Source organism: Thalassolituus sp. LLYu03 (assembly GCF_050507655.1).
Taxonomy (GTDB): Bacteria; Pseudomonadota; Gammaproteobacteria; order Pseudomonadales; family Oceanobacteraceae; genus Venatoribacter.
Map to the genome: position 1 here is coordinate 231,853 of NZ_CP191496.1, position 25,384 is coordinate 257,236.

27 protein-coding genes and 3 tRNA genes are annotated in these 25,384 nt (G+C 56.6%); 22 read left to right on the forward strand and 8 right to left on the reverse strand.

What is annotated here, in order from left to right:
* Positions 1 to 202 precede the first annotated feature (202 nt).
* The 9 genes from ACQUQU_RS01120 (at position 203) to rpoS (ending at position 7,151) form a co-directional block, all read left to right on the forward strand.
* Entirely contained in the window at positions 203 to 523 is a 321-nt protein-coding gene (locus ACQUQU_RS01120; RefSeq protein ID WP_430461409.1) for an FtsB family cell division protein, read from the forward strand.
* Entirely contained in the window at positions 520 to 1,221 is a 702-nt protein-coding gene (gene ispD / locus ACQUQU_RS01125) for a 2-C-methyl-D-erythritol 4-phosphate cytidylyltransferase (RefSeq protein WP_430461410.1), read from the forward strand. Before ACQUQU_RS01120 ends, ispD begins: the two co-directional genes overlap by 4 nt.
* Before the next feature lie 5 nt (positions 1,222 to 1,226).
* Positions 1,227 to 1,709 carry a 2-C-methyl-D-erythritol 2,4-cyclodiphosphate synthase gene (gene ispF / locus ACQUQU_RS01130; RefSeq protein WP_430461411.1) on the forward strand — a complete coding sequence of 161 codons (483 nt, stop codon included), beginning with the start codon at positions 1,227 to 1,229 and terminating at the stop codon, positions 1,707 to 1,709.
* Entirely contained in the window at positions 1,706 to 2,713 is a 1,008-nt protein-coding gene (gene truD / locus ACQUQU_RS01135; RefSeq protein WP_430461412.1) for a tRNA pseudouridine(13) synthase TruD, read from the forward strand. Before ispF ends, truD begins: the two co-directional genes overlap by 4 nt.
* Positions 2,691 to 3,428, forward strand: coding sequence for a 5'/3'-nucleotidase SurE (surE, locus tag ACQUQU_RS01140; protein ID WP_430461413.1), 738 nt, complete (start codon positions 2,691 to 2,693; stop codon positions 3,426 to 3,428). Before truD ends, surE begins: the two co-directional genes overlap by 23 nt.
* 13 nt (positions 3,429 to 3,441) lie before the next feature.
* A complete protein-coding gene (locus ACQUQU_RS01145; RefSeq protein WP_430463001.1) occupies positions 3,442 to 4,101 on the forward strand; it encodes a protein-L-isoaspartate(D-aspartate) O-methyltransferase in 660 nt (219 codons plus the stop codon).
* Positions 4,102 to 4,137: 36 nt separating this feature from the next.
* Positions 4,138 to 5,031 carry a DUF368 domain-containing protein gene (locus ACQUQU_RS01150; protein ID WP_430461414.1) on the forward strand — a complete coding sequence of 298 codons (894 nt, stop codon included), beginning with the start codon at positions 4,138 to 4,140 and terminating at the stop codon, positions 5,029 to 5,031.
* Between the two features lie 285 nt (positions 5,032 to 5,316).
* Entirely contained in the window at positions 5,317 to 6,087 is a 771-nt protein-coding gene (locus tag ACQUQU_RS01155) for a peptidoglycan DD-metalloendopeptidase family protein (protein ID WP_430461415.1), read from the forward strand.
* Between the two features lie 83 nt (positions 6,088 to 6,170).
* Positions 6,171 to 7,151 carry an RNA polymerase sigma factor RpoS gene (rpoS, locus tag ACQUQU_RS01160; protein ID WP_430461416.1) on the forward strand — a complete coding sequence of 327 codons (981 nt, stop codon included), beginning with the start codon at positions 6,171 to 6,173 and terminating at the stop codon, positions 7,149 to 7,151.
* 79 nt (positions 7,152 to 7,230) lie between these two features.
* On the opposite strand, the gene fdxA is transcribed toward rpoS, so the two are convergent.
* Both fdxA and mutS read right to left on the reverse strand, forming a co-directional pair.
* Positions 7,231 to 7,554: a ferredoxin FdxA gene (gene fdxA, locus ACQUQU_RS01165; protein WP_430461417.1), complete on the reverse strand. Its 324-nt coding sequence runs from the start codon at positions 7,552 to 7,554 to the stop codon at positions 7,231 to 7,233.
* Between the two features lie 147 nt (positions 7,555 to 7,701).
* Entirely contained in the window at positions 7,702 to 10,314 is a 2,613-nt protein-coding gene (gene mutS, locus ACQUQU_RS01170; RefSeq protein ID WP_430461418.1) for a DNA mismatch repair protein MutS, read from the reverse strand.
* A 72-nt stretch (positions 10,315 to 10,386) separates the two neighbouring features.
* On the opposite strand from mutS, the gene ACQUQU_RS01175 reads away from it, so the two are divergent.
* The 4 genes from ACQUQU_RS01175 (at position 10,387) to ACQUQU_RS01190 (ending at position 13,670) form a co-directional block, all read left to right on the forward strand.
* Positions 10,387 to 10,872: a CinA family protein gene (locus tag ACQUQU_RS01175; protein WP_430461419.1), complete on the forward strand. Its 486-nt coding sequence runs from the start codon at positions 10,387 to 10,389 to the stop codon at positions 10,870 to 10,872.
* Between the two features lie 113 nt (positions 10,873 to 10,985).
* On the forward strand, positions 10,986 to 12,023 hold the full coding sequence (gene recA / locus ACQUQU_RS01180; protein ID WP_430461420.1) for a recombinase RecA: 1,038 nt from the start codon (positions 10,986 to 10,988) through the stop codon (positions 12,021 to 12,023).
* Positions 12,004 to 12,501, forward strand: coding sequence for a regulatory protein RecX (locus ACQUQU_RS01185; protein ID WP_430461421.1), 498 nt, complete (start codon positions 12,004 to 12,006; stop codon positions 12,499 to 12,501). The genes recA and ACQUQU_RS01185 overlap by 20 nt, the downstream gene beginning before the upstream one ends.
* Positions 12,502 to 12,653: 152 nt before the next feature.
* Positions 12,654 to 13,670, forward strand: coding sequence for a helix-turn-helix transcriptional regulator (locus tag ACQUQU_RS01190; RefSeq protein WP_430461422.1), 1,017 nt, complete (start codon positions 12,654 to 12,656; stop codon positions 13,668 to 13,670).
* Between the two features lie 55 nt (positions 13,671 to 13,725).
* Here the strand turns inward: ACQUQU_RS01190 and ACQUQU_RS01195 are convergent, their stop codons facing one another.
* The 4 genes from ACQUQU_RS01195 to ACQUQU_RS01210 all read right to left on the reverse strand — a co-directional run bounded on the left by ACQUQU_RS01195 (position 13,726) and on the right by ACQUQU_RS01210 (position 16,630).
* A complete protein-coding gene (locus ACQUQU_RS01195; RefSeq protein ID WP_430461423.1) occupies positions 13,726 to 15,015 on the reverse strand; it encodes an NAD(P)/FAD-dependent oxidoreductase in 1,290 nt (429 codons plus the stop codon).
* Positions 15,016 to 15,153: 138 nt separating this feature from the next.
* Complete coding sequence (locus ACQUQU_RS01200; RefSeq protein ID WP_430461424.1) at positions 15,154 to 15,399, reverse strand: hypothetical protein; 246 nt, start codon at positions 15,397 to 15,399, stop codon at positions 15,154 to 15,156.
* 1 nt (position 15,400) lies between these two features.
* Positions 15,401 to 16,357, reverse strand: a complete 957-nt coding sequence (locus ACQUQU_RS01205; RefSeq protein ID WP_430461425.1) for a hypothetical protein — start codon at positions 16,355 to 16,357, stop codon at positions 15,401 to 15,403.
* 69 nt (positions 16,358 to 16,426) lie between these two features.
* A complete protein-coding gene (locus ACQUQU_RS01210) occupies positions 16,427 to 16,630 on the reverse strand; it encodes a YgaP family membrane protein (RefSeq protein WP_430461426.1) in 204 nt (67 codons plus the stop codon).
* 203 nt (positions 16,631 to 16,833) lie between these two features.
* On the opposite strand from ACQUQU_RS01210, the gene alaS reads away from it, so the two are divergent.
* The 6 genes from alaS (at position 16,834) to ACQUQU_RS01240 (ending at position 21,710) form a co-directional block, all read left to right on the forward strand.
* Positions 16,834 to 19,461: an alanine--tRNA ligase gene (gene alaS / locus ACQUQU_RS01215; RefSeq protein WP_430461427.1), complete on the forward strand. Its 2,628-nt coding sequence runs from the start codon at positions 16,834 to 16,836 to the stop codon at positions 19,459 to 19,461.
* A 193-nt stretch (positions 19,462 to 19,654) separates the two neighbouring features.
* Positions 19,655 to 20,887, forward strand: coding sequence for an aspartate kinase (locus ACQUQU_RS01220; RefSeq protein WP_430461428.1), 1,233 nt, complete (start codon positions 19,655 to 19,657; stop codon positions 20,885 to 20,887).
* Between the two features lie 187 nt (positions 20,888 to 21,074).
* Positions 21,075 to 21,269 (forward strand): carbon storage regulator CsrA, encoded by a 195-nt coding sequence (csrA, locus tag ACQUQU_RS01225; protein WP_225675968.1) that lies wholly within the window; start codon positions 21,075 to 21,077, stop codon positions 21,267 to 21,269.
* 68 nt (positions 21,270 to 21,337) lie between these two features.
* Positions 21,338 to 21,428, forward strand: a tRNA-Ser gene (locus tag ACQUQU_RS01230).
* Between the two features lie 82 nt (positions 21,429 to 21,510).
* Positions 21,511 to 21,587, forward strand: a tRNA-Arg gene (locus ACQUQU_RS01235).
* Between the two features lie 46 nt (positions 21,588 to 21,633).
* Positions 21,634 to 21,710 (forward strand) — tRNA-Arg (locus tag ACQUQU_RS01240).
* Positions 21,711 to 22,076: 366 nt separating this feature from the next.
* On the opposite strand, the gene ACQUQU_RS01245 is transcribed toward ACQUQU_RS01240, so the two are convergent.
* A complete protein-coding gene (locus tag ACQUQU_RS01245; protein ID WP_430461429.1) occupies positions 22,077 to 22,490 on the reverse strand; it encodes a hypothetical protein in 414 nt (137 codons plus the stop codon).
* Positions 22,487 to 22,993: a DUF523 domain-containing protein gene (locus tag ACQUQU_RS01250; RefSeq protein WP_430461430.1), complete on the reverse strand. Its 507-nt coding sequence runs from the start codon at positions 22,991 to 22,993 to the stop codon at positions 22,487 to 22,489. The genes ACQUQU_RS01245 and ACQUQU_RS01250 overlap by 4 nt, the downstream gene beginning before the upstream one ends.
* Positions 22,994 to 23,068: 75 nt before the next feature.
* Between ACQUQU_RS01250 and ACQUQU_RS01255 the strand changes: the two genes are divergently transcribed.
* The 3 genes from ACQUQU_RS01255 to ACQUQU_RS01265 all read left to right on the forward strand — a co-directional run bounded on the left by ACQUQU_RS01255 (position 23,069) and on the right by ACQUQU_RS01265 (position 25,371).
* Positions 23,069 to 23,680 carry a hypothetical protein gene (locus ACQUQU_RS01255; RefSeq protein WP_430461431.1) on the forward strand — a complete coding sequence of 204 codons (612 nt, stop codon included), beginning with the start codon at positions 23,069 to 23,071 and terminating at the stop codon, positions 23,678 to 23,680.
* 216 nt (positions 23,681 to 23,896) lie between these two features.
* Entirely contained in the window at positions 23,897 to 24,616 is a 720-nt protein-coding gene (locus ACQUQU_RS01260) for a hypothetical protein (protein WP_430461432.1), read from the forward strand.
* Between the two features lie 44 nt (positions 24,617 to 24,660).
* Positions 24,661 to 25,371, forward strand: a complete 711-nt coding sequence (locus tag ACQUQU_RS01265) for a hypothetical protein (RefSeq protein ID WP_430461433.1) — start codon at positions 24,661 to 24,663, stop codon at positions 25,369 to 25,371.
* The last annotated feature ends 13 nt before the right edge of the window (positions 25,372 to 25,384 follow it).

Below are 25,384 nucleotides of genomic sequence, written 5' to 3' on the forward strand. Positions count from 1 at the left end.
CAAAAGCGGTACATGCTGTGTTGCTGGATTCTCGCTTAACCTGTTAGGCCACAAATCCAGCGTCTTGCCTGAACCACTTTTGACCGATAACAGGCTCAGCCCTCTCAGCGAGGGCAGGCCTTTAAGCAAAAAACGGGCTTTCAGGCCCGTTTTTTGTTTATATATCGCCCTGAAAATCACCAACGGCCCCGGGGCCAAAGACATGACGGATAAGCTCGCCCCCCATCTGAAATTACTGCTGATGATCGCGGTTCCTGTATTGCTGTTACTGATTCTGCAATACCGCATCTGGCTGGGTGACGCCGGCGTGGTTTCCTCGCGCGCGCTGGAGCAGAAAATTGCCAAGTTGCATCAGGACAACGACGTTCAGCAGGGCGAAAACGATTCGCTGATGGCCGAAGTCGACGATCTGCGCAGCGGCACCTCGTTGCTCGAAGAAAAGGCCCGCGAAGAGCTGGGGCTGGTGCGTCAGGGTGAAAGCTTTATTCTGTTTGTTGACCCGGAACCTGCCCGCAAACCATGACAGTCCGCGCTAAATACTGGCCCATTCTGCCGGCCGCCGGGGTTGGCAGCCGCATGAAGGCCGACCGTCCGAAACAATACCTCAGCCTGAACGGCCGCTATCTGATGGATCACACCCTTGAGGTGATGTTGTCGTATCCGGCGTTTGAAAAAACCGTGCTGGTGTTGTCGCCTGAGGATCCTTACTGGGGTGAAAGCCGCTATTTTACCGACCCGCGGATTATTCGTGCCGACGGCGGCAGTGAACGCTGCTATTCGGTATTAAACGGTCTGGCGGCACTGAACGGTCTGGCGGCGGATGACGACTGGGTGGTGGTGCACGATGTGGCGCGTCCGTGTCTGCGGCACAACGACCTGGATGTGTTATTGGCTGAATTGCAGGACCCGGGCGCCATTCTGGCGGTGCCGGTGCGCGATACCATGAAGCGCGGCACTCAGGCAGAGGGCCTTGCGGTTATTGATCATACCGTTGATCGTCACCAGCTGTGGCATGCGCTGACACCGCAGGTGTTCCGCTACGGCCAGCTGAAGCAGGCGCTGGAACAGTGCCTGCGTGACGGTTCGGAAGTCACCGATGAAGCGTCCGCCATCGAGCACATGGGGCAGAAGCCCCTGCTGGTGGAAGGGCGGGCCGACAATATTAAAGTCACGCGACCGGAAGATCTGGCGCTGGCAGCATTCTTTTTATCCCGGGGTTAAACACCATGCGTATTGGTCACGGTTTTGACGTTCATGCCTTTGAAGAAGGCGATTTTATTACCATGGGCGGCGTCCGTATCCCGCACAGCCACGGCCTGAAAGCCCACTCCGATGGCGACGTTGCTCTGCACGCACTGGCCGATGCGCTGCTCGGTGCCGCCGCGCTGGGCGATATCGGCCAGCATTTTCCTGACACCGATGCAGCTTATGCCGGCGCCGACAGCCGGGGCCTTTTGCGTCATGTGGTTGGTCTGATTGAAGACAAAGGCTACCGCGTCGGTAATGTCGACATCACCATCATTGCTCAGGCGCCGAAAATGGCACCGCACATTCAGGCCATGCGCGAATGCATTGCCGCCGATCTGAAAGTGCGGCTGGACGATGTCAACGTGAAAGCCACCACCACCGAAAAACTGGGCTTCACCGGGCGCAAAGAAGGCATTGCCGTGGAAGCCGTTGCCTTGTTAATGACAGCGGAGCACGTATGAGCCGGTTACCTGAATGGCCAACGGCCTATCCGCTGAGCGAAGCGCGCGGCACGCTGAAAACCCAGAACGACGATTTCCGCGTTGATGAATTACCGCTGGCCATGCCGGGCGGTGAGGGTGAGCACGTGTGGCTGCACATCGAAAAGAACGGAGCCAACACCGTCTGGATTGCCAAGCGTCTGGCCGAGTTTGCCGGCGTGAAAGAAATGGACGTGGGCTTTGCCGGTATGAAAGACCGCAACGCCATCACCCGTCAGTGGTTCAGCGTGTATCTGCCCAAAGGACAGAATCCGGATTTCAGCCAGATGAATGACGCCGAAATGACGGTGCAGACTCAGGCGCGCCACAACAAAAAGCTGCGCCGTGGCGATCTGCTCGGCAATCGTTTTGTGCTGCGCCTGCGCGATGTGCAGGGCGATGTCGCCGCGGTCGAGCGCAATCTGCAGCTGGTGCGTGATCAGGGCGTACCGAATTACTTCGGTGAACAGCGTTTCGGCCACGACGGCAATAACATTGAATCCGGTCGCGCCATGCTGGCCGGTGAAATCCGCGTGCGTAATCCGTCCAAGAAAAGCATTTATCTGTCGGCGGTACGTTCGTTGATATTCAACGAGGTACTGGCCGAACGTATCCGTCGCGGACTCTGGGGTCAGTCGCTGGCCGGTGATCTGACCGATGAGCAGGGACAGGTGACCGCCCCTCTGTGGGGGCGCGGTCGTCTGGCAACCACCGACGATGCGCTGGCGCTGGAAAGCGAAGTCGCCGGGCGCTACGCCGATCTGTGCGATGGTATGGAACACGCCGGTCTTAAGCAGGAGCGCCGGGCGGTGGCATCGCTGCCGCATGGTCTCAGCTGGGAATGGCAGCAAGGCGCGGCCGGTCAGGATTTAGTGCTGACGTTTTCACTGCCTGCCGGTTATTATGCGACCTCTGTGATCCGCGAAATTATGCAAACTCAGGAGCCGGAAAGGAAAAGCAGCGATGAAGCTGATGCTGTCGAATGATGATGGAGTTCATGCTCCCGGCCTGCGTACGCTGACCAGTGCTCTGCAACAGGCGGGGTTTGCGGTGTGTGTGGTCGCTCCCGACCGCGACCGCAGCGGTGCCAGTAATTCTCTGACGCTGGACCGTCCACTGCATCCGGTGCACCTGGAAAACGGCTCGGTGAGTATTAACGGTACTCCGACCGACTGCGTGCATCTGGGCATTAATGCCTTCTTTAAAGACGAATGTGAGCGCGTGATTGCCGGCATTAACTCGGGCGCTAACCTGGGCGACGACGTGATTTATTCCGGCACCGTGGCCGCGGCGATGGAAGGTCGTTTCCTCAGTAAAACGCCAGTGGCCATCAGCCTGTGCGGTAAAACCCACTTTGATACCGCCGCGCGCGTATTGCTAGAACTGCTGCCGAAGATTGAAAGCCTGCAGTTACCGCCCAACAGCATCATCAATATCAACGTGCCGGACCGTCCTTATGACCAGCTCACCGGTACAGAGATCACCCGCCTCGGGCACCGCAATAAATCCGACAACCCGGTGATGACGACCAATCCTCGTGGCAAAGAGTGCTACTGGATTTCCGCCGCCGGTGATGTGGCAGACGCGGGTCCCGGAACCGATTTTTACGCCATCGAACAGGGCCGCGTTTCCATCAGCCCGATTCAGATGGACATGACCCAGCACACCGCGCTGGGTTATATGGCCGACGCTTTCCGCTGATGGTGCTGATGTGATCGACCATCTGCGCACCGGCATCGGCATGACATCGCAGCGTACCCGCAACCGTCTGGTACAGCGGCTGCGCGAAAGCGGCATTAAAGATGAGCGGGTTTTGGAGGTCATTGCCTCCACACCACGCCACTTGTTTGTCGACGAAGCGCTGGCGCACCGTGCCTATGAAGATACCGCACTGCCGATTGGCAACGGCCAGACCATCAGTCAGCCCTACACGGTCGCGCGCATGACCGAAGTGCTGCTGGCCGCGGGTCCGCTGGACAAGGTGCTGGAGATAGGTACCGGGTCCGGTTACCAGACCGCCGTGCTGAGCCCGCTGGTCGGGCGTCTGTTCAGTGTCGAGCGCATCGAACCCCTGCAGCACAAGGCCGCTGCCCGTCTGAAAGAGCTGGGCTACCGCAACCTGCACCTGAAATTATCCGATGGCACCTGGGGCTGGCCTGAGTTCGGCCCTTACGATGGCATTCTGGCCGCCGCAGCGCCGGAAAATGTGCCGGATTCTCTGCTGCAACAGCTGGCCGATGGCGGCCGGTTAATTCTGCCGGTGGGAACGGAAGAACAGAAACTGGTTCTGATTACCCGCCACGGCGATCACTTCACCCGTAAAACACTCGAAAGCGTGCGCTTCGTTCCCTTTTTACCCGGGGTTCAGCGCTGATTTCTCATCCTGCATCTGGTTAAGGACAAGGACGCAATGAAACACATCTGGCTGTTCCTCAAAGGGCTGGCAATGGGGGCGGCGGATGTTGTTCCGGGCGTATCCGGCGGCACCATCGCATTTGTCACCGGCATTTATACCGAACTCCTCGATTCCATCAAAAGCATTGGCCCGCAGGCGCTGGGCGTCTGGCGCCGGCAAGGGCTGCGCGCGTTCTGGCAACACATCAATGGCACCTTTCTGCTGGTGCTGGGCAGCGGCATTCTGCTGGCGCTGCTGACGCTGGCGCGCGGCATTCACTATCTGCTGCTCAACTATCCGGTGTGGGTGTGGGCGTTTTTCTTCGGCCTGATTCTGGCGTCGAGCTGGCACGTCGGAAAAGAAATCCGGCGCTGGCGCTTGCCCGAACTGGCGTTTCTGCTGGCTGGCGCGGCACTGGCGGCCTGGATCAGTCTGGCGTCACCGACCCAGATCGAAGCAACGCCTCTTATCGTGTTCATCGCCGGCTCCGTGGCGATCTGCGCCATGATTCTGCCGGGTATTTCCGGCAGCTTCATTCTGCTGCTGATGGGCCTGTACGAGCCGATTCTGGGGGCTGTTAAGGCCTTCGACCTTGCCACCATGGGCCTCTTCGCCTGTGGTGCAGCACTGGGACTTACGCTGTTCTCCCGTCTGCTGAGCTGGCTGCTGCATCATTATCACCATGCTATGTTCGCTTTACTGACGGGATTTATGCTCGGTTCTCTGGTGAAAGTCTGGCCATGGAAAGAAACCCTGCTGACGCGATTGAACAGCAAAGGAGAGGTAGTGCCCTTCATTCAGGGCAACATCTTGCCGTCCCTGTCGGCCGAGACCGGCCTTGCTCTGCTACTTTCGGTGGTGGGATTTACGCTGGTGATCGGTCTGGAGCGGATCGCAAAAGCCCGCTGAGGCAGTGTCAAAGCGCCGGGCGGGCAGGCTGGACGCGGCAAATTATTGAAGAACGTTTGTTTATCTGAAGTGTGGTGTTTCGGTTTTTGCCAGTTTTATTTTTGTGACTCACCATTCATTTCTGGTAAACAAACACTAAGTTCAAAAAAAGTGTCCGCCTTTTTAGATTAAATTTGAATAACTAGATTATTGCTAAGCTCGAAATGTTAAAAACATGCGGGTTAGCGGGCGAGCTCAAAAAGCTGTCATTTTTGAGTGTCAAAAAACAACCACCGGCGAGCGACGATGAAAGCACGGGTCACTGTCACTTTAGTCATGATAGCTACACTGGTAACGGGCTGTGTGTCCGGGCGAGAATTTGTCTCAGTTGAAGAGAAGTTCAGTAAAGGACAAGCCGCGACGGATTTCCATCTTGTCGAAAAAGGCGAGACCTTGTTCTCCATCGCATGGCGTTACGGAATCGACTTCCGGGAGTTGGCGAGCGCTAACTCAATCTCCAGCCCTTATACCATCTATCCAGGTCAAAAAATTGACATCAGAAATATCAGTAAGAAAAGCGTAGTAGCTCATACTGAGACTGTCGAAAAACCGTCAAAACCGGCCCCGAAAAAAGAAAGCGTTCCTAAGCCAGTTGCCAAAACCAGTCAAATCGCGCCGGTTCCGGTCGCTGAAGCTGCGGAAACTGACTGGAAATGGCCGGCAAACGGTCGTTTGATTGGCTATTTTTCAACCAAAAAGCCCGTCAACAAGGGGATTGATATCACCGGTTCTTTGGGAGAATCTGTTTTGGCAGCAGCGGCCGGCACCGTGGTTTACGCGGGAGAAGGACTGCGCGGATACGGGAATCTGGTGATCGTAAAACACAACGAAACCTACCTGAGCGCATATGCCCACGCCAGCCGCATACTGGTCCGCGAACAAGAAGTCGTTAAAGCGGGTCAGAAAATTGCCGAAATAGGGTCTACTGGTACCGACAAAGTGAAACTTCACTTTGAGATCCGAAGAAACGGCAAGCCGGTTGATCCACTCAGATACCTGCCTCCGAGGCCTGGTTAGAGTGGTCATAAACTAACCAGTCGTTCTGGCACAAAATCTGTTTCGGTGCGGATTCAGGACGACAAACAAAGGCGGGTATGAACATGGCAGTACAACAACGAGAACTACGCGAAGAAGACGTATTTGATGATGTAGACGCTCTGGCTCTGGTCGATGAAGAGACCGAGACTGAAGCAGAAGCGGCAGACGATTTCTCTGAACGTTTTGCAGCGGATACATCGAACCGTGCGATGGACGCCACTCAGTTGTATCTCAATGAGATTGGGTTTTCCCCCCTGCTGTCAGCGGAAGAAGAAGTGCACTACGCACGTCTGGCCCGCAAAGGCGATGAAATGGGTCGCCGTCGCATGATCGAAAGTAACCTGCGACTGGTGGTTAAAATTTCCCGCCGCTATGTGAACCGCGGCCTGTCACTGCTGGACCTGATCGAAGAGGGCAACCTCGGTCTGATCCGTGCGGTAGAAAAATTCGATCCGGAACGTGGTTTCCGTTTCTCAACCTACGCGACCTGGTGGATCCGTCAGACCATCGAGCGCGCCATCATGAATCAGACCCGCACCATCCGTCTGCCGATTCATGTTGTGAAAGAACTGAACGTATACCTGCGTGCCGCCCGTGAACTGACCCAGAAGCTGGATCATGAGCCAAGCGCTGAAGAAATTGCCGCTCTGCTGGAGAAACCGGTAGAAGACGTGAAGCGCATGCTGAAGCTGAATGAGCGTGTGACTTCTATTGATACCCCACTGGGACCGTCATCTGATAAATCCATCCTGGATACCATCGCCGATGAACGTGTGACCGACCCGGGCGAAGAACTGCAGAATCAGGACATTCAGTCCAATCTGGATCGCTGGATCGAAGAGCTGCCTGAAAAGCAGCGCGAAGTACTGTCCCGTCGTTTCGGTCTGCGTGGTTACGAATCCAGCACGCTGGAAGATGTGGGTCGCGAAATTGGTCTGACCCGTGAGCGTGTACGTCAGATTCAGGTAGAAGCGCTGAAGCGTCTGCGTGAAATCATGGAAAAACAGGGTCTGAGTGCAGCGGTACTGTTCGGCGATATTTAATCGCTGGTCATAAAGTTTGACCGCGCCAATAAAAAAGCTGCCATGGGCAGCTTTTTTATTGGGCTGAAATCCGGCGCGATTAACGCTCCAGATGCTGCAGCTTGTTGGGTACGCCATCCCATTCGGCGGCGTCCGGCAGCGCGTCTTTCTTCTCGGCAATGTTTGGCCAGTGCTGGGACAGTTCGGCGTTCAGCTCGATGTACTGTTCCTGACCGGCAGGTACTTCATCTTCAGAGAAAATGGCCTGAGCCGGGCACTCGGGTTCGCACAGTGCACAGTCGATGCACTCATCCGGGTTAATCACCAGAAAGTTCGGGCCTTCGTAAAAGCAATCGACCGGGCACACATCCACGCAGTCGGTGTACTTACATTTCACACAGTTGTCGGTAACGACGAATGCCATCGTCTCTCTCCTGATCAGGCTGAAGGGGCCCTCAGGTGACCCCGTTATAAATTAGACCGGTATTCTAGGTAGGCAGACCTGAGCGGGCAAGAAACACGCTCAGATCATTCTGTTCTGGTGGCTGTTGATCCGGTTATGAATCCGGCCTCACAGCATCTTTTTCAGCTGATAAATCAGCTCCAGCGCCTGACGCGGGGTCAGATCGTCCGGATTGGTTCCGGCCAGTTTCTCTTCCACGGCCGATGCCATCACGGCGAACAGGTCATTCTGCAGGGGCGATCCTTTCTCTGGCTGAGCCGCCGTTTTGCCTTTGCCCTTTTCAACAGCGACCACCACCGGAGCAACCGCTACATGATGGCCAGCGGCCTGTTCCAGTTGCTTAAGCTGGGCTTTGGCGTCGCTGATGACATTGGCTGGGACGCCCGCCAGTTGCGCAACCTGCAGACCGTAACTCTGACTGGCCGGGCCTTGCTCGACGGCGTGCAGGAAAATAATGCGCTCGTCGTGTTCGGTGGCTTTCAGATGCACGTTGCAGGCATTGCCGAACTGCTCCGGCAGGCCGGTCATCTCGAAGTAGTGGGTGGCAAACAGGGTAAAGGCGCGGATCTTACTGGCCAGATGGGCAGCACTGGCCCAGGCCAGCGACAGGCCGTCGAAGGTGCTAGTGCCACGGCCGACTTCGTCCATCAGCACCAGACTCTGGGCGGTGGCGTTGTGCAGAATATTGGCGGTTTCGGTCATTTCCACCATAAAGGTCGAACGGCCACCGGCCACATCATCGGACGAACCCATGCGGGTAAAAATGCGGTCAATCGGGCCCAGTGTGCAGCTCTGCGCCGGTACATAGCTGCCGATATGGGCAAGCAGGGTAATCACAGCCACCTGACGCATATAAGTTGATTTACCGCCCATGTTCGGACCCGTGATGATCTGCATGGTGGTGTTGCCGTCGAGGTGAGTGTCGTTGGCCACGAACGGATCGACGATCAGGTTTTCCACCACAGGATGGCGGCCCTGACGGATATCGACAACGTCCTCTTCTACCAGTTGTGGCTGCACGAAACGCAGGGTTTCGGCGCGTTCGGCCAGATTCGACAGCACGTCGAGTTCGCTCAGCGCAGCGGCGCACACCTGCAGTTCAATCAGTTCTTCCGCCAGCGCCTGCACCAGTTCGTCGTACAGGGCTTTTTCGCGGCTTAAGGCGCGGCTTTTGGCGCTCAGTGCCTTGTCTTCAAAGGTCTTCAGTTCCGGTGTGATAAAACGCTCGGCGTTTTTCAGGGTCTGGCGGCGGATGTAGTCCACCGGCGCGTCATCAGCCTGGGCTTTGGAAATCTCGATGTAATAGCCGTGCACGCGGTTGTAACCGACTTTTAACGTGCTGATGCCGGTGCGCGCTTTTTCCTGCTCTTCGAGTTTCACCAGATAATCGCCGGCGTTTTCACTCAGGGCGCGCAGCTCGTCCAGCTCGGCATCGTAGCCTTCGGCGATCACACCACCGTCACGGATAATGACCGGCGGATTTTCAATAATGGCTTTGTTCAGGCGCTCTACCCAGTGCGGGAACTCCACCGCACGCTCCAGCAGGCCACGCGCCAGATCGCTGTCGAGCTCATTCAGCTGGGCACGGATATCCGGCACCACCGCCAGCGCATCACGCAGGCGCGCCAGATCGCGCGGGCGTGCAGAACCCAGCGCCACGCGCGAGAGAATACGTTCGATATCGCCAACCTGCTTCAGGTTGCTGTGAATCGCCTCGGTGGCATAGCCGCTGATCATCCGGGCGATCAGCCCCTGACGCTGTTGCAGCAATTTGCGCTCGCGCAGCGGCCGGTTCAGCCAGCGCTTCAACAGACGACTGCCCATGGCGGTGGCGGTTTTGTCCATGATCCACGCCAGCGTGTGCTGGCTGTCGCCTTTCTGGTTGATGTCGATTTCCAGATTACGGCGGCTGGCCGGGTCGATGATGATGGCATCGTCGGGTTGTTCCACCTGCAGCGAGCGGATGTGCGGCAGGCTGTTGCGCTGGGTTTCCTGCGCGTAATGCAGCAGGGCGCCGGCGGCGCGGATGGCAACCGTCATGTGTTCACAGCCAAAACCGCGCAGGTCGCGGGTTTTCAGCTGTTGCGTCAGCAGGCGCAGGGCGGTGTCGGATTCAAAATGCCAGGGCGCCAGCAGCTTGGCGCCACTGCGCTCACGCAGGGCCGGCAGCTGACTGTGTTCTTCGTTGAGCAGCAATTCCGCCGGGCGCAGACGTTCGACTTCGGCCAGCAGGGCGTCGTCGCCATCCACTTCCAGCACCGAAAAACGACCGGAGCTGATTTCCAGTACCGCCAGACCGTGGCGCTGTTTATCGGAACACAGGGCAACCAGCAGGTTGTCGGAACGCTCGTCGAGGAAGGCTTCGTCGGTCAGGGTGCCGGGCGTAATGATGCGCACCACTTTGCGCTCCACCGGACCCTTGGCCAGCGCCGGGTCGCCAATCTGTTCGGCAATCGCCACCGACACGCCTTGTTTTACCAAGCGGGCGATGTAGTTGTCGGCGGCGTGATAAGGAATACCCGCCATCGGAATCGGCTCGCCACCGCTGTGACCACGTGCGGTTAAGGTGATGTCCAACAGCTGAGCGGCGCGTTTGGCATCGCTGTAAAACAGCTCGTAAAAATCGCCCATGCGGTAGAACAGCAAGGTGTCCGGAAACTCCGCCTTGATACGGAAATACTGCTGCATCATAGGGGTGTGCTGGGCGGCTGCCTGGCTCATTGGCGGGTGTCCTTAGCGGGGGGGCATGTTAATGTGAAGCGCGATTGTAAGTGATTACGCGAGGATAAAAAAATGAACCCGGATCTGTTGGCCTCTATCCGCGCTCTGGCGGAAATCCTCCTCAGCCGCGACCTCAGAATCGTGACCGCTGAATCCTGTACCGGTGGCGGAATTGCCAGTGCCCTGACCGATGTGGCTGGCAGTTCCGGCTGGTTCGAATGTGGCTTTGTGACCTACTCCAACGAAGCCAAAATCCGCTATCTGAACGTGGCTCCTTCCACCATTGAGCAATACGGTGCAGTCAGCGAAGAAACGGTACGCGCCATGGTCGCGGGTGCTGTGAATAACAGCCTGGGCGAGCTGGCAGTGGCCGTCAGCGGCATCGCCGGGCCGGGCGGTGGCAGTGACGAAAAACCCGTGGGTACGGTCTGGTTTGCCTGGGGTAACGCCGACACCCAGATCACCGAACGCTGTCACTTCAGCGGCGACCGGGCAGCGGTGCGTGAACAGGCGGTCATTCATGGCATTCAGGGCCTGTGTCGCTGGCTTTCCTGCTGAAGTCGAAATTGGGGGTTGGCGGGAGAAATTGGCTGTGCTTAAATACTGGTTAAATTCACAGCTGTTTGTCTGTACAGGCAGACGACCCCGAATCCACAGTACAGGAATGAATGATGGACGCTAACAAACAGAAAGCACTTGATGCGGCACTGAGCCAGATTGAACGCCAGTTTGGTAAAGGCGCCATCATGAAGATGGGCGAACAGCCACGCGAAGCTATTCCGGCGATTTCCACCGGTTCTCTGGGACTGGACATCGCGCTTGGCATCGGTGGTCTGCCGCAAGGCCGTATCGTTGAGATCTACGGTCCGGAAAGCTCAGGTAAAACCACTATGTGTCTGTCGGTGATGGCGCAGGCACAGAAAGCGGGTAAAACCGTGGCCATCATCGACGCGGAACACGCTCTGGACCCACTCTACGCAGAGAAGCTGGGTGTTGATCTGAACACTCTGCTGGTGTCGCAGCCCGATACCGGCGAACAGGCGCTCGAAATCTGTGACAGTCTGGTGCGTTCCGGCGCGGTAGACGTGATTGTGGTCGACTCGGTGGCGGCACTGACCCCGAGAGCCGAAATTGAAGGTGAGATGGGTGACAGCCACGTGGGTCTGCAGGCCCGTCTGATGTCTCAGGCGTTGCGTAAAATTACCGGCAACGTGAAAAGTGCCAACTGTCTGGTGATCTTCATTAACCAGATCCGTATGAAGATCGGTGTAATGTTCGGCAGTCCGGAAACCACCACTGGGGGGAACGCACTGAAGTTCTACGCCTCTGTTCGTCTGGATATCCGTCGCATCGGTTCTGTTAAACAGGGCGAAGAAGTGATCGGTAACGAAACCCGTGTGAAAGTGGTGAAGAACAAGGTATCGCCACCGTTCAAACAGGCTGAGTTCCAGATCATGTACGGCAGTGGTATCTACCACATGGGCGAAGTGATCGATCTGGGCGTGAAATGCGGCATCGTCGATAAAGCCGGCGCCTGGTACAGCTACAAAGGCGACAAGATTGGTCAGGGTAAAGCCAACTCTGCGGTGTATCTGGAAGAACATCCGGAAATCGCCAACGAGATTGAACAGGTTATCCGTGCGCAGATGCTGACAGTTTCAGTTGAGGGTGAAATCACCAGCGAAGCGGATGAAGAACTCGAAGCCTGATCTCCTCTCATTGCCGGAATTGCGGCGTGCGGCAGTCGATCTGCTGTCGCGCCGTGACCATTCCCGGACGGAACTTTTCCGCAAGCTGTCGGTAAAGGCAGCTTCTGCGGAAGAGCTCAACTCCCTCCTCGATGAACTTGCCGAACGCCGCTGGCAGTCGGATGAGCGCTTTGCCGAATCGTTCGTTAACAGCCGTACCCAACGTGGTCAGGGTCCTGTGCGTATGCGTCAGGAGTTACGCGGCAAAGGCGTTGCCGACAGCGATATCCGTCAGGTGATGGACGAGCAGGAAACCGACTGGCGACTGCAGGCTCTGGAAACCGCCCGTCGCCGGCTTGGCAGCCATTACTCGCTCTCAGATCCTAAAGAGCTGGCAAAGCTTCATCGCTTTTTGGCCTATCGCGGGTTTACTTCTGATCAAATTCAGTACGCTGTGCGTTGTCTGAAAAGCGGTGAACTGACGGATTTTCCTGACTAAGCTGCTTTTTTTGCGCCAAAAATTGGGCTGTCGCCTCAGTCTATTGACACTATTCACAGCGATAACCATGATCGGACGATTGTTTATATACAAAGAACAGTCGTTAAACCGGCGTCAGACCGGGGGAAAGGATCATGGTGGTGGGGAAGGATATGGGCCCAGCTGTGCAGGTCGATATCGTACTGGTGCAGCATTTACTGAATTTCTGGGATGCGCAGGGGGTTCATTTAGCTCCTGTGTTGTCCGCTCTCTGTATCAGTGACGCAGGGCCGCTGCCGCCCTGGATTGGCGCGGAAAAGCTGCGCTCAGCACAGGAAATGGTACGGAAGTTCACAAAAGACGCTCTGCTGTCGATCAAAGCAGGCATCTATCTGGCAGGCCGGGATCTGCCGATGGCTCAGCTGCTTCGCTGTGCTGAAAATCTGGCTCAGGGCATACCGGCGGCGTTGCGTTATGTACACCGTTCTGTCGGACTGATGTCGCTGCGCATTGAACCCGGTGACGATCAGGTACGGCTGTTACCGGTTGCGGCGGTCGACAGTGAAATGTCCCGTTACGACTGTCAGGAAACCATGGCGATCATAGCTTCTCTGTGCCGCGAGTCGCTGGGTGACTCTCTGCGCGCCGGTGATCTTTGTCTGCGTCTGGCCTGTGCGCCGGGTTATGAGTCTGAGATTGAGCAAATGCTGGGTGTGGATGTCCGCAGTGACGACGCCTGTCGTCTGGATATTTCCGCCAGTGCCTGGCAGCGCCTGAATCCGCGTTATCAGCCGCTGTTGTTTGGCACGACGCTGCGTGAGCTGGAGCGGCGTGAAAAGAAGCTGCAGGACCATCTGCTGCTGTACTCCGAACTGCAGAGCATCATTGAAGCCTGTCTGCTGCGCCGCCATGTGTCGCAGGAAGACGTGGCCGGACAGCTGGGCATCAGTGTGCGCAACCTGCAGCGTCGCATGAAAGCACTGGGCACCAGCTACCAGATTCTGCTGGATGAATGTCGCCAGACACTGGCGATGAAACTCATCCGCGACGAAAGTGTGCCCCTGTACGAAATCGCCTATATGGTCGGTTATGCCGAACCGAGTGCGTTCTACAAAGCCTTCCGCCGCTGGACAGGTACCACGCCGGGTGATTACCGGCTGGCTCAGGATCAGGTCTGCAGCGACGTATAAAAAAGCCCGGTTTAAGCCGGGCTTTTTTTATTGGGCGTCTGCCCGTGCAGCATGATCAGTGCAGTTTCAGACGGGGGCGGATCACTTTATTAATGTGTCCGACCAGACTGAGCAGAAGGGTATGCCTGTACCCGTGCAAGGCGATCTGGTGCAGGCGGTAAAGTGAAATGTACACGATCCGCGCCAGTCGCCCTTCGATCATCATGGAGCCCTGAGTCAGGTTGCCCATCAGGCTGCCGACTGTGCTGTAGCGGCTCAGTGAAACCAGAGAGCCTTTGTCTTTGTAGGTGAACACCGGCAAAGGTTTGCCCTGACTGCGGGCTTTGAATACTTTCAGCAGATGGGATGCCTGCTGGTGTGCAGCCTGCGCCCGCGGTGGCACTGGTTTGCCGTCTTTATCCGGTACGCTGCAGCAATCGCCAAGGGCAAAAATCGACGGATCTTCTGTCTGCAGGCTGGCATTCACCACAAGCTGATTGGCGCGGTTGGTGGCCAACCCAAGATTGGCCATAAAGTCCGGCGCTTTCACCCCGGCTGCCCAGACCATGAGTTTCGCCGGAATCAGCTGCTCGTCTTTGGTACGGAAGCCTTCTTTGGTGGCTTCTGTGATCAGGGTTTTCGTGCGTACGCTGACGCCGAGCTTTTCCAGCTCGCGTGTGGCGGCGGCCGAAATCCGCTCCGGCAGAGCAGGCAGAATGCGCTCGCCCGCTTCAATCAGGGTGACCTTCAGGTTGGCGGGTGTCAGACCTTTTAACCCGTAGCTGACCAGAACTTCGGCGGTGTTGTACAGCTCGGCGGACAGCTCCACACCGGTCGCGCCGGCACCGACGATGGCAATGTGCAGGTCCTGTGGCTCATCAGTCTCGCGGTTATTGGCGCGCAGAAATTCGTTCAGCAGCGTGTGATGGAAACGTTCAGCCTGAATACGGCTGTCGAGGAAAATGCAGTGGTCCTTCGCGCCCTTGGTGCCGAAGTCGTTGGTCACGCTGCCAATGGCCAGCACCAGTGTGTCGTAAGCGACCCGGCGCTCGGGCACGACCACATCACCCTGTTCGTCGAGAATCGGTGACAGAATCACTTGTTTGGCGTCGCGGTCGAGACCGCACATGCGGCCCAGACGGAAGTTGAAACCGTGCACTTTGCCGTGGGCTCTGTAATTGAGCTCATCGATGCCGGAATCCAGCGCGCCACTGGCCACCTCATGCAGCAGAGGTTTCCACAGGTGCGTTGGGTTGGCATCGATCAGCTCAATCCGGGCAGTGCCGCGGCGGCCGAACTGGTGGCCCAGATGGGTGGCCAGTTCAAGCCCCCCAGCGCCGCCACCGAGGATAAGGATGCGTTCCATAAGAACTCCTGAACAAAAAACTGGCCTGATTATAGAATTAATCGGGTCCTCAGTGGCCGCTTTTGAACCGCCAAATGGCGGATTTATCCCTGCGGTCCAGAGTTTCTTAGCTATGGAACAGTCGTTCAGCGTGGTGGTTCAGGGGGTAACTGGTGTGGACGCCGGCGCAGAAGGCCACAGCCAGAAGCCGGTGACATGGGTCGCGCCGGCCAGCAGCACAAGCGTTGCGAGCAAAATAAGCGGCTGGCGCAGAGAGGCAGGTCTGGCTTTCCATTTCAGGTGCCAGTGCAGACGGCTTGGGTGACCGAACGGGCCGATGGCGAAGTGCACCATCAGAATCACCATGGCGGGAATCATGGCGGCAATCACCCAAGGGTTCATCATGTCAGTGTTCCTTCGTTACCTCAGTCAGCTGGCGGGAACAGGCAGCCTGATTCATGGCCTCTTCGGCACTGAACACCGGCAGGGCGGTGCAGGTGCTGAGCAGTTCCAGCCGTCGGGCATGGTACTCCTCTGCATCCATCTGACCTAATGCTTTGGCGTATTCGTTATAGATCACCGGCAACTGATTCTGCAGCGACAGGGCATGGCGGAATTCTGCATCGGCTTTGTCGGCGGTCGAGCCATAGGTGATGCGGCCGATAAAGGAACCGACGCGTTCGACCACGCCGGCATCAATGCCGGCCAGCACGGCCGGGTAGAGTGCGTTGGCCGGTTCCTCTCCGGTCAGGGCTTTCAGTGTGGCGCGACTTTCGCCCAGATAGCCGCTTGATGTCGCCTCGCTGGTTTCCAGCAATTCAAGAATTCTGGCCTGTGCGTACACAAGACCGAAACGGGCAAACGGATAATCCGGTGCCAGCGGCAGCAGGCGTTCCGATTCGGCAACGGCCTCGCGGAACAGAGCCAGCTTTTCTTCCCGTCCGCTGACCAGCAGCGTGGCGTACATGTTTTTGGCATACAGCGCCGGAACCGCGCCGACAGGGCCAAGTTGCAGTCCCAGTTCATACGCCTGCTGGAAGCGGCCCTGATAGTGCAGGCGCCATACCTGCTGAATGGCTTCGGCCAGTGGCGTCAGATTGCCTTCTGCCAGCGCGGTCAGTGCCGGATGAGAAGCGGCTTGCTGCAGCGAGGCATCGCGCAGACCCGGGTACCGGGTAAACAGAGATTCCAGAGTCGTGCTGTCAGGGAAGGGCAGCTGTGGCCCGGCGCTGAGCTGCGACCAGTGTTGCGCTAAAGCATCACCCGCGTAATCGAACTGAGCCAGTTCGCTCGGGTAGCTTTGCCAGTCGGCGGCCTGCAGCGGCAGACAGATAAAAAGAAGAGATAAAGATAGACGTCGCATAATGCCCTCCGGAGAGGGCGATTATAACGACGGAACTGAGCTTGACCGGGTGTAATCCGGCCAAGGCGGTCAGTTGAAGGCGTTGCCCGGTTTGAGACCGGCTTTCTTCAGAATCAGCGCCAGCGGGCAGAAGCCGGTAAAGGCGGCCTGAAACATATTGGCGCCAACGAAGGCGGTAAACCACAGCCAATAGGCGCTGTGAACCTGAGACAGGCCCAGTGACACCAGAATCATCAGGCCAGCAAATGCAAAGACAAAGCGATCGACGTTCATACCATCACCTTCAGCTAAATTAGAATATGCTTATATAGTTATCTTAACTCTGCAGGTCGTCAAGCAATTTTTTGTATCAGCCGGTGCCTGGCAGGCTATCAATGATGGAAAAGCCGGTTGAGGGGGCTCGGCCTGCGCCCGGCAAACCGCTATACTCCGACACCTTTAACCATGTACAACCGCTTCCGGATACCCGCAGCCGTATGAAAAGCTCAGAGATTCGCAAGGCATTCCTTGATTACTTTGCCTCCAAAGGGCATGAAGTGGTGCCATCCAGCCCGCTGATTCCCGGTAACGACCCGACCCTGCTGTTTACCAACGCCGGTATGGTTCAGTTCAAAGACTGTTTCCTTGGCAAGGACCAGCGCAGCTATACCCGCGCGACCTCCTCTCAGCGTTGCGTGCGTGCCGGTGGTAAGCACAACGACCTGGAAAACGTGGGTTACACCGCGCGTCACCACACCTTCTTCGAAATGCTGGGTAACTTCAGCTTCGGCGATTACTTCAAAGAAGACGCCATCAAGTTTGCGTGGGAATTCCTGACCTCTCCGCAGTGGCTGAACCTGCCGGTGGAAAAGCTGATGGTGACCGTGTACGCCGAAGACGACGAAGCCTACGACATCTGGAACAAACAGGTGGGTGTACCGGCTGAGAAGATCGTGCGCATCGGCGACAACAAAGGCGGCCGTTACGCCTCTGACAACTTCTGGGCCATGGGCGATACCGGTCCGTGCGGTCCATGTACTGAGATTTTCTTCGACCACGGCGAGCACATCTGGGGTGGCCCACCGGGATCTCCGGAAGAAGACGGTGACCGTTTCATCGAGATCTGGAACAACGTTTTCATGCAGTTCGAGCGCAAAGAAAACGGCGACATGATCCCGCTGCCGAAGCCATCGGTCGACACCGGCATGGGCCTCGAGCGTATCTCGGCCATCATGCAGGGCGTGCACAGCAACTACGAAATCGACCTGTTCCAGGCACTGCTGAGCGCTGCCGGTGAACTGACCGGCTGCAAAGACACCGAGAACAAGTCGCTGCGCGTCATCGCGGACCATATCCGTTCAACCAGCTTCCTGATCGTGGACGGCGTACTGCCATCCAACGAAGGCCGTGGCTACGTGCTGCGCCGTATCATCCGTCGTGCTATCCGCCACGGACACATGCTGGGCGCACCGGTTGGCTTCTTCCATCAACTGGTTCCGGCGCTGGCCGCACAAATGGGCGATGCCTATCCGGAACTGGTGACCCTGACCGCACACGTACAGAAAGTACTGCGTCTGGAAGAAGAACAGTTCGCCAAGACCCTGGATAAGGGCATGAGCATTCTGAACGACGCCATCGCCGGTATGACAGGCGACACCATTCCGGGTGAAACCGCGTTCAAACTGTACGACACCTATGGCTTCCCGCTCGACCTGACCGCTGACGTTGCCCGTGAGCGCGATCTGAAAGTCGACGAAGACGGCTTCAACGCTGCCATGGAAAAACAGCGTGAAATGGCCCGTGCTGCCGGCAACTTTGCCGCTAACTACGGTAAAGGTCTGGAAATCGATGGCAACACCGAATTCCTCGGTTACACCCAGCTGGAAAACACCGGCGCGGTAAAGGCTCTGTTCAAAGACGGCGTGGCGGTTGATCAGCTGAACGCTGGCGACGAAGCCATTCTGGTGCTGGACGAAACCGCCTTCTATGCCGAAAGCGGTGGTCAGGCCGGTGACACAGGTTTCCTGAAAGCCAATGGCGTGGTGTTCCAGGTTAAGGACACCAGCAAAGAGGGCAAAAACCATCTGCACAAAGGCGTGCTGGTGGAAGGCAGTGTTAAAGTCGGCGACAAGCTGACCGCCACGGTGGATGCGGAAAAGCGTCAGGCCACGGCGATTCACCACTCGGCTACGCACCTGCTGCATGCGGCGCTGCGCAAAGTGCTGGGCGATCACGTGAGTCAGAAAGGCTCTCTGGTGACCTATGACAAACTGCGTTTCGACTTCTCGCATCTGGAAGGCCTGAAGCCGGAAGAAATCGCGCAGATCGAAACCATTGTGAACACCCAGATCCGTGCCAACACCGAAGTCACCACGCGTCTGATGAACATCGACGACGCCCGTGAATCCGGCGCCATGGCACTGTTCGGCGAAAAATACGACGACGAAGTACGCGTGCTGTCTATGGGTGTGGAAAACTTCTCCGTGGAACTGTGTGGCGGTACCCACGCCAAGCGTACCGGCGATATTGGCCTGCTGAAAATCAGCTCCGAAAGCGGCATTGCGGCGGGTATCCGTCGTATCGAAGCCGTAGTTGGTCAGGCAGCACTGGATTACATCGCCCGTGAAGAAGCCACTCTGGGGGGCATCGCCCGCTCACTGAAAGGCAATGCCGATAACGTGGGCGACAAAGTCGAGCAGATGATTGCCCGCGCCCGTCAGCTGGAAAAAGAACTGGATGCGCTGAAATCCAAACTGGCCTCCAGCGCCGGTTCCGATCTGGCCACCTCAGCCAAAGACGTGAACGGCGCGAAAGTGCTGGCAGCCCGTCTGGAAGGTGCTGATCTGGAAGCTCTGCGTACCACCATGGACCAGCTGAAGAACAAGCTGGGTTCGGCGGTGATCATGCTGGCGGCCGAGGAAGACGGCAAAGTCACTCTGCTGGCTGGTGTGACCAAAGACCTGATCGGCAAAGCCAAAGCCGGCGACGCGGTGAAAGAATGTGCTCCGTACGTTGACGGCCGTGGCGGCGGTAAGCCAGAAATGGCTCAGGCCGGTGGCCAGAAGCCGGAAGGCATCGCCGACGCACTGGCGGCGTTCGAGCGTTGGGCTGAAGCGGCACTCTGAGCCGGTTCTGCTTAAGAAAACAGCGGGCTTGTCCCGCTGTTTTTGTTTGTGCCGTTGCCCTGCGCCAAGCACCCGGAATCCGCGCAGATACCACGAATGTGGAACGGTAAAACCCAGCCGCCATCTTTTCTGTACGGGTTATTTGTTGTTTAATTGGCGCCCATTTTCCTAAGTCAACCCCCAAAGAACTACCATGGCGTTATACGTACAGAAATACGGCGGCACCTCCGTAGGTTCCATCGAGCGCATCGAAGCCGTTGCCGACAAGGTCAAATCCTTCCACGACGCCGGTCATCAGCTGGTGGTCGCGGTGTCCGCCATGAGTGGCGAAACCAATCGTCTGATCGGACTGGCTAAAGGTATTACCGATACGCCGGACCCGCGCGAAATGGACGTACTGGTGTCCACTGGTGAGCAGGTCACCATCGCTCTGCTGGCGATTGCCCTGCAGAAGCGTGGTATTCACGCCCGTTCTTTCACTGGCTGGCAGGTCGGTATTAAAACCGACAGTGCGTTTATGAAAGCCCGTATCGAAGACATTGAAACCGAGGCCATGCGCAAAGTGCTGAACGACGGCGGTGTGGCCATCGTTGCCGGTTTCCAGGGGATTGACGACGACAACAACATCACCACGCTTGGCCGTGGTGGTTCCGACACCACAGGCGTGGCGCTGGCTGCCGCACTGAAAGCGGATGAGTGTCAGATTTATACCGACGTGGATGGTGTGTACACCACCGACCCGCGTGTGGTGCCGGCAGCGCGTCGCATGGACAAAGTGACCTTCGAAGAAATGCTGGAAATGGCCAGCTTGGGTTCCAAGGTTCTGCAGATCCGTTCGGTTGAATTCGCCGGCAAATACAAAGTACCGCTGCGTGTACTTTCCTCCATGAAGGAAGGTAACGGCACCCTGATCACAATGGAGGAGAACAGCTCCGTGGAACAACCCGTTATTTCAGGTATCGCGTTCAACCGCGACGAAGCAAAAATCACTGTGAAAGGCGTACCGGACGTTCCGGGTGTTGCCTCCCGCATCCTGGGCCCGGTCAGCGACGCCAACGTGGAAGTCGACATGATCGTGCAGAACGTGTCTGAAGATGGCACCACAGATTTCACCTTCACAGTGAACCGCGGCGACTACAAAAAGACGCTGGCTGTTCTGCAGAACGTATCTGCTGAACTGAAAGCCCGTGAAGTGTCCGGAACCGATGACATCTGCAAAGTGTCTATGGTTGGCGTGGGCATGCGCTCACACGCCGGCGTTGCCAGCAAGATGTTCAAAGTACTGGCTGACGAAAACATCAACATTCTGGCGATCACGACTTCTGAGATCAAAATCTCGGTTGTGATTGCTGAAAAGTATCTGGAACTGGCTGTACGCGCCCTGCATACCGCCTTTGATCTGGATGCAGAGGCCGCCGCAGAGTAAGCACCCCTCCGCCTGCCTTTGTGTTAGGGAGCATTCAATGAATGAGTGCTCTCTAATAACTAAATATTCTCAACAGCTGCGTTCACAACCGATCAGAGTGGTCAATACTGAAGGCGGATGATGAGGATTCCGGCGCAAGCCACCCCATAGCACCCTAGATTTGAACAGGAATGTCAGGAGAACTCCTATGCTTATTTTGACTCGTCGCGTAGGCGAAACATTGATGGTTGGTGACGAAGTAACGGTCACCGTTTTGGGCGTAAAAGGTAATCAGGTTCGTATCGGTGTTAACGCCCCGAAAGAAGTTGCCGTACACCGCGAAGAAATCTATCAGCGCATCCAACGTGAAAAGGATGGCGATGAGACGAACGGCAATTACTAAGGCATTAATTTCGCTGAAATTTTTCCTTTGAATTTTCTCTGAACGTGGTATTATGCGCGCCGTGCTCCGGAGAGATGGCCGAGTGGCTGAAGGCGCACCCCTGCTAAGGGTGTATAGGTTAATACCCTATCGAGGGTTCGAATCCCTCTCTCTCCGCCACGTTCTTTCTGCTTAATGCAGATGTGTATTAAAAGTTGTTGACACCTAAGTCGATCTACCTATAATACGCGCCCCACGATGCGCGCTCGTAGCTCAGCTGGATAGAGTACCTGGCTACGAACCAGGCGGTCGGAGGTTCGAATCCTCCCGAGCGCGCCATTTAATCCCCAAAGATTAAATGCACCCCGTGGTAACAATCTGATGCGCGCTCGTAGCTCAGCTGGATAGAGTACCTGGCTACGAACCAGGCGGTCGGAGGTTCGAATCCTCCCGAGCGCGCCATTTCCTAAAGCTTCATCCGAAGCATCCGAAATAAACTAAATCAGATTTCAGTCAAAGCCACCGTCAAGCGACGGAGGTAAGATTAATTCGTCCGGAACGAATTAATGCGTAGCCCGCAGTGTGAGTATCAGGATGATACGAGCAGCCTCCTCAGGTTCGACTTGTAGTGAGTCCGCGAACGAAGAGCGCGTAGGCCGAAGGCCAGGTCGCTTACGACCGTTAGCACATCCTCCCGCGCCATTTCCCAAAGCTTCATCCGAAGCATCCGCAATAAACAATCTCAGATTTCAGTCAAAATGACTGTTCACACATTTTTAGCGTCAGTTTTTAACGCGTTCCAAAATACCTTTACCGAAATTGCGCCCGTCAGAACGCAATATTAACGCCGCCATACAGGGCGTAATCATCCGACTGCGGTACCGATTGCCAACCGAATTCCAGATATTTCACCAGCGTAATGCCGGTGCGGGCAGACGCGCGGAATTCGTCCGTGTATTCAAGCTGAGCACCAATAAACAGCGTCGATAAAACACCGGGAATGGGAATCACCCAGTCACCGGCAACGGATGTCATGTCTGAATTCTGATGCCGGGAATAACCGGCCGACAGGCGCCAGAATAAATCCGGATTTTCATTGTGATAACCGAGGCGGATGGTTTTTGTATCGCCGGCTTTGTTCAGCTGTACCCATTCGAATGCGTGTGCCTCTTTTGTAAGGCCAAGGCTTGTCAGGCTAAAGGTTGTCAGGCAAAGCACCAGTCGCAGAAAAAAATGCTTCATAGCATCCACCCCGATGTATTCAGGTACTGTTCCAGTGCAGAAAAATTGTCCGGTGAAAAACAGCGGATGCCCTGTTGTTCTAAAAGGGCGGCTGTTACGCCCATGCCACGCCGCTGCGTAGATGAAAACGTCCCATCGTAAATGCCGTCACTGCCACAGGACGGCGAGCGCGCGGCCAATAGCGCGGCTACCGCACCGTGCTTTTTTGCCAGCGCCAATGCCTGTTCTGCACCCGCCAGAAATTGCGCGGTAAAATCCCCGCCACTGGCGCTGCGGATGCGCGCAATTCCGGCAATAACGCCGTCGCCATCGGAGCCAATAATTTCCGCGGCGGGGCGTGGTGTCGGTAAGCCGCCTGCGACTTCGGGGCAAACCGGAATCAGCCAGCCGTTGCTCTGCCAGCGCGCCACGGTTTCTGAATAATCGCGGATTTTATTGTCATTGCTGCGCCCATCGTAGCGAACAGGTTGTCCGAGCAGGCAAGCACTGATGAGTATTTTCATATCAATCCTGAATGACGTATGGAGCCGCTGCGCTGAACTAAACTCTGACAAGGTCTGAGTAAGCGGGGTCGTTCTGTGAATCGTTGGTTCTTCCTGCTGGCGTTTCTACCATGTGCGTGGGTGTTCGGCCAGAACGAAAGCACACAGCAAACGGTGCAGGTGATTGCATTCGATTATCCGCCGTATCTGCAGGCCGCTGCCGACGATGGCGGCTTATCATTTCAGGCCTTACGCGCCGCGTTGCTGGGCTCTGACTGGCTGGTTGAACCTCTGTTCCTTCCTTCTGCCCGTGCGTCGCACCTGCTGGCCAATGATGAGCACTGGCTGGCGTCCTTTATGCCTCCGCCGGCCGGCTCTGGCGATGTCGATCGGGTGCCGCTGAATAATACCCGGGTGAAGTCCGGCTTGTTCCGCATTCCCGGGCCCGGCGCGTTCATCTGGTCTGAATTGTCAGAGCTGAGCGGGCACTCCGTGATGATTACTCGCACCGCTACCATGGGTGGGCTGGCGGATCAGTTGAAAGACGCTGGCTTGCTGGTTATTCCCATCAATGGCATCGATCAGGGGCTGAGCATGTTGTTGTCCGGACGGTCGGATTATCTGCTGTCGCTGGAGCAAACCGGTTACTACTTTGCCGATCAGCAGGGCATTGCCCGAGAGAAACTGCAGTTTCGCAGACCTTGCTGAATACCTATCCCATCGCTGTTTTTATTAACAAAAAGCACCCGCAGGCCAGCGCGCTGATGGAGGCAATCCGTCATCATGCGCCGTGAGGGGCTGCCGGCCTGATCTGAGTTAGCCCTTGCTCTAATAAGTGTTTTCTCAGTGCTGATTTCATGCTCCACTTTCACTTTGCGCCATGGTGTAAGCCCGTTGTTTCAGAGCGGGCGGCGGGAGGTTTGGGTGCTCACAGTGTCTCGTTATTGTTTATCTGCGTTGTTCTTCATTCTGATGGCTGCGGGCTGTCGGGCTGAAGACGTGCGGGCGGACGAAAACGTCACGGCGCGTTATCTGGCCCCTGTGATAGCCATCGAGTACCCACCCTTTACCACCCAGGATCTGGAAGGCGATGGCGTCTCACTGGATGTGCTGCGTGGGCTGCTGGCCGACAAGGGCTGGGCCTTTGAGGTGGATTTTCTGCCGCCGGTCCGCGCGGCTCTGGATGTGGCTGCACCGGGTAACTGGTTGCTGAGTTTTTTCCCGCCGCGCGAAGGGTATCCGCACATACAGAAAGTCATATTAAAAGATGCCGACATTTTGTTCGGTATTTTTCGTCACCGGAAACCGGAGCCATTCAGCTGGCAGTCGCTGGATGAATTACGAGGTCACACGCTGGTCACCACGCGCACGCTCAGCAACAGCCCTGTGCTGCAGCCGTTCGTGAATGCCGGGCTTAAACTGGTGCTGGTGAACACGCTGGATCAGGGGGTTCAGATGATGGTTGCCGATCGTGCCGATTATGTCTTGACGACCAGAGAGACCGGTTATTACTACGCGCATAAACTGGGCGTTGAAGAATCTGAGCTACAGTTTGGTGAGACGATTATTGAGCACTTTCCGCACGTGGTGTACGTGAATGTTACGCATCCGCTGGCGCAACAGGTGCTGCACGATCTGCAATAAGCGGCACCGGTAAAACAGGCAGTAACCGGTTAAGGGTGATCGCTATGATGACGCTGTTACTGTCGGTCTTCTTTCTGTTTGGCGCGTCTGTTTCGCACGCCGATAATCCTCCTGTTTCTGTCCCCGTGGTCATGGTTGACTACCCACCCTTTACCTCGCCCGAAGTGCCGGGGCAGGGCATTTTCTATGATGCACTTGCCCGTGCTTTTGCAGGCGTTTGTTGCTGGAACTTCGTGCCGGAATATCTGCCGCCGGTGCGGGCGAAAGAATACATTTACGACACCGGCAACAACTGGCTGATCAGCTTTATGCCGGACTGGGAAGGAAGGGCGCATATAGAATCATTTGTGCTGCTGGAAAACGGTGTGAAAGACATGCTGTTCCGCCGCACTCAGAATGACCCTTTCCGCTGGCAGGATCTGTCATTTTTGCAGGGTAAAACCGTGGCCATCACCCGCGGCTTGCCGGCGGACAACGTGGCGGAAACGGTGCGCAATGCCGGCGGCAGTGTGGTTCTGGTCACCACGCCTGAGCAGGGTATCCGCATGCTGCTGGCCGGACGGGTGGATTACACCGAAGGGCTGTATGAGGCGGGGTTCTATTTCGCAAATAAAGCGGGTTTTGATCCGGGGGAGCTGCAGGCGTCGGAACCGCCGCTGTTCACGCTGCCGCTGAAAATATACCTCAACACCCTGCATCCGGCCGCTGACCAGATACGGCCGGTGCTGCAGAAGCGCCTGCCGGTAAAACGCTAGCGGCTGGAGAATG